A 6,682-nucleotide genomic window follows, 5' to 3' on the forward strand; every position below is an offset into this window, starting at 1 on the left:
CTAGAGGCTTATTTACCATGGGCAAAACAAATACAAGAGCATTGTCGTTAAAGAAACCTCCAAGATTCAAAGCAAGCTGCTTACAATCTTGGAGGTTTTTTGATATACCCTGTTATTGGGCGCTTACTATGTTTTGACAAGAATGGACAAAATAAACGCGGAATTTTCAGAATATAATTGAAATAAAGACAATTCTGTGATTAAATAGTTTCAATGACGAAAGGTCAGGAACTAGTCTTTTAAAAATAATCCCTATTTTTAAAGGTCTGTGAAACGATCGGCTTTCTAGTTAGAGATCATCGGGTGTGTGGACTAGGTGTTTGCATCGACGGTCGGCTTATGGCTATTGAAACTGGAAAGAGTATGGAGATCGAGTGCATTGGAGTTGGCTTGTTAGATGAGAGTGGGTGGGTCGTCACAGTTGTGATGGCAGAGCCACGGGTCATCTGAGCTTTATGAAACGGTCTGTAGGAGTTTTCGTGAAGCTGATAAGTCAAGGAATAGCGGCATGATAGGAGGATGCTTATGAAAAAGAAGGAAAGGTTTTCCTTGAGAAAGTATAAAATTGGGACAGTTTCTGTCTTGTTGGGTGTGAGTTTATGGATGGGGGCTACTTCCTCTGTTTCGGCGGATGAGCTGAGTGTCGCTCCAGCAGCTCCCCAGGTAGAACTCCAGCAGGGAGCGTCGGATGTGAGCAATGCTCCAGAATTACCGCAGGTTTCAGTGGCAGAGTCTGCTGCTCAGGTAGCTGAGGCAGCAGCACCAGCGCCAGCTCCTGTGGAAGTTACGGCGCCTGTGATAGAAGCTCCGGTAGTTGCGGAGGCAACCCCAGCTGCTGCACCTGTGGTGGCTGCTGCGAGTCAGGAGCGGGTTCAGTCTGCGGAGGCGCGTCCGCAAAATGCGGATAGTAATGCTTTAATTACGGTTCCAGAGGTCTGGGATCGTGGATACAGAGGGCAGGGTCAAGTCGTGGCGATTATTGATTCGGGCCTCGATGTGGAGCATGATAGCCTGCGTCTGACAGATGTCTCAGAAGCCAAGTTTAAGAGTGCTGAGGATCTGGAGCGGGCCAAGGCGGCTGCTGGGATTGACTATGGTCGTTGGTATAGTGACAAGGTGGTCTTTGCTTACAACTATGTGGATGCCAACGATGTGATTAAAGAAGAGGATAAGCGATCGCACGGGATGCACGTTACCAGTATTGCAGCTGGAAATCCGAGTCGGCCGGCTGCGGGTCAGTTGATGTATGGGGTTGCTCCGGAAGCACAGGTTCTCTTTATGCGGGTTTTCTCAGACCGGAAGGCAACAACGGGTGCTCCTCTCTATGTGCGGGCGATTGAAGATGCGGTCAAGCTGGGGGCTGATAGTATCAACTTGAGTCTGGGTGGGGCCAATGGTTCGGTTGTCAATATGAGTGATACAGTGGTCGCTGCGATTGAAGCCGCTCGCCGGGCGGGTGTATCTGTAGTGATTGCGGCGGGGAATGATGGAGCTTTTGGTTCTGGTCACGCCCTACCTTTAGCCAGCCAGCCCGATTACGGTTTGGTCGGGACGCCGTCAACTGCGCGTGATGCTATCTCTGTTGCTTCTTACAATAATACAACAATGGGTCGGAAGGTCTTGAATATTATTGGTTTGGAGCAGGATGCTAGTTTGAATTATGGTCGCAGTTCCTTTGAAAATCCAGAAAAGAGTCCTATTAACTTTGAAATCGGTAAGGAATACGATTATGTGTTTGCCGGTCTCGGGAAAGAAGAGGATTTTGCCGGTTTGGATCTGGCAGGTAAGCTAGCCTTGATCCAACGTGGGGAGATTACCTTCTCGGACAAGATTGCGCATGCGACAGCGGCTGGTGCTGCAGGGGTTATCATCTTTAATAATCGTCCAGGTGAAGCCAATGTCAGCATGTCCTTAGATGAGACTGCTGTCGCGATTCCATCAGCTTTTATTCCCATGAAATTTGGTGAGGCCTTGGCCAGCCAGACTTTGAAGATTCAGTTTAATGATGAATCGGAGATTGTACCGAATCCGGAAGCTGGCCAGTTGTCAGACTTCTCGAGCTGGGGGCTGTCAGCGGATGGGGAGTTGAAACCAGATTTGGCGGCACCTGGAGGTAGCATTTATGCTGCGATCAATGATCAGGAGTATGCCAACATGCAGGGAACGAGTATGGCGGCGCCCCATGTTGCAGGAGCAGCGGTGTTAGTGAAACAAGCTCTGCAAGCTCAGTATCCAGATAAGACGCCGCAAGAATTAGAGGCTCTGGTTAAGCACCTTCTAATGTCAACAGCACGCCCGCATGTTCAAGCAGCAAGCTCGGTCTATACTTCTCCACGACAACAGGGGGCGGGATTGATTGATACAAAGGCGGCGCTTGCGACCGGTCTTTACCTGACTGGAGCTGATGGCTACAGCAGTGTGACCTTGGGTAATGTTGGGGATCGGTTTGACTTTACGGTGACCTTGCACAATTTAACCGCTCAAGACCAAACCCTAGAGTATGTGACACAGGTGACAACAGATACTGTTGAGGAAGGGCGGATTAGCTTGGTTCCGCGTTTGTTGCAAGAGGTTCCGGGTGGAACAGTAACGGTCAAAGCTCAGTCAGCAACAACTGTGACCATTTCCTTGGATGCGTCTAGGTTTGCGGAAGAACTCGGTCAGTTGATGCCGAATGGTTATTATCTGGAAGGTTTTGTCAGCTTCAAGGATCCAGTTGATGGGGGTGAAGTCGTTAGTCTCCCTTATGTCGGTTTCCGTGGTCAATTCCAAAACCTCGCGGTTGTGGAGCAGCCGATCTATGATCTTCTGGCGGATGGTCAAGGTGGTTTCTATTTCAGTCCCCAGAATCAGGTGATTGATGCCGATCAAGCTTATACAGGTTTGATTACTGATTCCAGTGAATTTGTAGTGTCGACCGGTAAGGCAGGCGAGTCTAGTTTGAAGACTCTTGGAGCCTTTAAGCAAGAGGACCAACAATTTACTCTTGTAGTAGATGGTGCTGGTAAACCTCATCTGGCCCTTTCGCCAAATGGGGACGGCAATCAGGATTCACTCGTCTTCAAGGGAGTGTTCCTCCGGAATTATACCAACCTGGTCGCAAGTGTCTATCGGGCAGATGACCTCGAGAGAAAGGAATCGCTATGGACCAGCCAGCCAGAGAGTGGCGATAAAAACTTCTTTGGTGGAAACGAGAAAAATGAGAAGGCGACGGTTCTGTATCAGACAGAATGGGCTGGTCGTGATAGCCAGGGCCAACGTCTGCCAGATGGTCGTTACCAGTATGTCTTGACCTATTATTCAGAAGTTCCTGGAGCTGAGGTGCAGACCATGGCCTTTGATGTGGTTGTGGATCGCCAGGCACCGGTGATTACCACAGCGACCTATGACGAGGCGCAGCTCCGTTTCCATCCAAGACCAGCCTTGGATCGTGGAGAATCAGGTCTTTACCGAGAGCGGGTCTTCTACTTGGTCAAAGATGAGTCCGGCTTTACAACCTTGTCTGTGATGCAGGCCGATGGCGATGTGACTGTTCAAGACCATCGTGTTTATGTAGCGCGGAATGAAGACGGTAGTTTCAGTCTCCCACTCGATTTAGCAGATCTTTCACAGTTCTACTATTCCGTCGAAGATTATGCGGGGAATGTTGTTTATGAAAAAGTTAAAAATTTGGTAGAAATTGGGAACGATCGTGGTCTGGTTAAGGTCTCTCTCTTAGACAAGGACACGGGTAAACCTCTATCAAATATCTATTCTTACTCTGTTCGTGATGAGTCTGGCCAGGTGGTTGCAGATATTCCTCGCTATGCAGGAGATTTGGATCGTCTCAAATTACCATTTGGAACCTACACCTTTGAACTCTTCTTGCATGATAGCGAGTGGTCATCGGTAGCCGGTGAAACCAAGTTTGTGGTACACCTGGATGAAACCAATAGTATTGCCAATGTTGACTTCCAAGCGCTTTTGAAAGAGAAGGCTCACTTGTTAGTAGATGTCGATCAACTTTTACCAGAAGGAGTGACCATGCAGCTCCTTGATGGACAACAAGCGCTACTTAACCTGCCACAAGCTAAATATTCGCAGACCGACTATGGAAAATTAGTACCAGTGGGTCATTACCAATTGGTTAGTCAGTTACCGGCTGGATATGAATTTTTAGAAGATTTGGATGTTGAAGTGTTGGCGGAGCGCTTGAATGTGAAACGTTTGACCTTGATCAATAAAACGGCCTTGGCTCACTATCTAGAAGAATTGGCTCAATTGGAGCAACTGGCCCTCTATTACAATGCGGATGATGCGCGTCGCCAAGAAGTGCTCCAAGCGCTGGATCGGGCACGGGAAGTGCTAGTCCAAAAACATGCGCAGGCTGAGGTCGATGGGGCTTTGACCAACCTTCGCCTAAGCACGGAAGCCCTCAATGGTTTGCCAACAGATGTGACAGCTCTTATCGCAGAACTGGGGGCTTATCCGGATCAAGTCCAACAAGCGGCTTATTACAATGCGGAGAGTGGGCTGCAAGTTGCCTACAACACACTTGTCAGAACCGCTCAACTGCTTCTATCTAAGGAGAACCTTCCTCAGGCAGAAGTTAACCAAGCCTTGGCTGATGTCCAAGCTGCCCGCCTCGCCCTCAACGGTCAGGCGACCAATTTGAGTCCACTAAACGCAGCGGTCGCAGCTTCCGCTTCCGTTCAATCAAGTCCAGCTTATTACAACGGTAGCGAGTCAAGTCGTCAGTCCTATGATGCCGCAGTGACTGCTGCCCAAGCTCTGTTAGTCCAAGGCACTGTGAGTCAAGTACAGGCTTCGCAAGCTCTAACCGCTGTGGAGGTTGCTAAGTCAGCCTTGGATGGTCAGGCGACTGATCTGAGTCAGTTGACCGCAGCGGTCGCAGTTTCCGCTTCCGTTCAATCAAGTTCAGCTTATTACAACGGTAGCGAGTCAAGTCGTCAGGCCTATGATGCCGCAGTGACCGCAGCCCAAGCTCTGTTAGGCCAAGGCACTGTGAGTCAAGTACAGGCTTCGCAAGCTCTAGCCGCTGTGGAGGCTGCCAAGTCAGCCTTGGATGGTCAGGCGACCGATTTGAGTCCACTAAACGCAGCGGTCGCAGCTTCCGCTTCCGTTCAATCAAGTCCAGCTTATTACAATGGTAGCGAGTCAAGCCGTCAGTCCTATGATGCAGCAGTGACCGCAGCCCAAGCTCTGTTAGGCCAAGGCACTGTGAGTCAAGTGCAGGCTTCGCAAGCTCTAGCCGCTGTGGAGGCTGCCAAGTCAGCCTTGGATGGTCAGGCGACCGATTTGAGTCCACTAAATGCAGCGGTCGCAGCTTCCGCTTCTGTTCAATCAAGTCCAGCTTATTACAACGGTAGCGAGTCAAGCCGTCAGCCCTATGATGCAGCAGTAGCGTCAGCTCAATCCTTGTTGTCCCAAGCCAATGTAAGCCAGGCTCAAGTTAACCAATCCTTGGCAACAGTTGAGGCTGCCAGGTCAGCCTTGGATGGTCAGGCGACCGAGCGATCAGCTCTTGAATCAGCGGTTCAGACTGCTAGTCTGTTACGGCAGACAGATGCGCGTTATCTGAATGCTTCGAAAGCTGTGAAGCAGGCTTATGATCAAGCCTTTGCACAAGTACAAGCCAGCTTGACAGACGAGTTGTTATCACAAGCTCAGGCGGATCAACTGTTGGCAGCGCTCTTAGCAGCCCAAGAAGCCTTGGATGGCCGTTCTAGTGTGAAATCTGAGGAAGAGACTCCTCTTTCTGGTAAAGAAGAGGAGGAAGTTGTTCTTTCTCCGATGGATCCTCCTCGAAGACGTTTGGTATCTAAGGGAGGTGCTTCTCCTAACCAGGTATCTAAGCAAGCTGTTTTTTGGAGTTCCAGTGTAGGGATATTGCCGAAAACAGCTAGTCGATCGAATCCCATGGTTCTTTGGCTAGGGTTTGTGAGTGGTCTTTTGGGTGTCTTTGTCTTTTTCCAAAAGAGAAGAAACTAGAGATTAAAAGGTAAACTTCATGTTGAGGTTTACCTTTTTGTGATAAAGTAGTAGGAGTGAAGTGATCATTTAAGGCTCATTGCATTTCAAAATTTGATCTTGTTAAGTCTCCTTGATCAATCTTAGAGAGTGTGGGCTTTGCTTGCTTCTATTGATACGATTCAATAGGTCTTAAAGGCCTGTGAACGACTGTTATCAGCTTATTACGATTCTTTGAAAATCAAAGTTATCCGTTCTCATATTACTTCTATTCTAAAATCACGACTCAAACGATTTTGGATGCCCACAAAGCGGTGCGATGCAGGTATAAGAAAGAGGGGAGTGAGACAGAACTAAATTTGAAAAAATTTAGTTCGTAGTCCCACCCCCGCAAGGCTGATTAGGCCCTCTTACGAGCTTGGAAAGCGAACGAAGAGGCCAATCAGCTACTGCGTCAAAAGCATTTTGTTAACCAAAGTTAATGAGGCTAGACTTCTGTCCCACTCCCTCGGTTCTATGCGTTAGCGAGAGCGCTTTGACCTAGTAGTTGATTGGGTTAAACAACAGTTGTTCGAAATCTGACCCAATCAATCTTGCGGGGTGGAATGTGTGAAGCAAGAGAGAAAGAGTATGAGTGAACCCAAATTATTCATACCTCAAACAACTCCGTGTAAATAGCTAAAAAATCATCAGAAATTGCCAAAAAACAATG

The 6,682-nt window shown here is 48.6% G+C and carries 1 protein-coding gene; it reads left to right on the forward strand.

What is annotated here, in order from left to right; genetic code table 11:
- The first annotated feature begins 525 nt into the window (after nucleotides 1-525).
- Entirely contained in the window at nucleotides 526-5,991 is a 5,466-nt protein-coding gene (locus N4310_RS07035; protein ID WP_276552654.1) for a S8 family serine peptidase, read from the forward strand.
- Nucleotides 5,992-6,682 lie beyond the last annotated feature (691 nt).

The organism is Streptococcus danieliae (assembly GCF_025447695.1).
Taxonomy (GTDB): Bacteria; Bacillota; Bacilli; order Lactobacillales; family Streptococcaceae; genus Streptococcus; species Streptococcus danieliae.

Excerpts from the sequence above, each read along its gene's own strand:
- N4310_RS07035 (WP_276552654.1), top strand. The coding sequence starts at position 526 with ATGAAAAAGAAGGAAAGGTTTTCCTTGAGAAAGTATAAAATTGGGACA.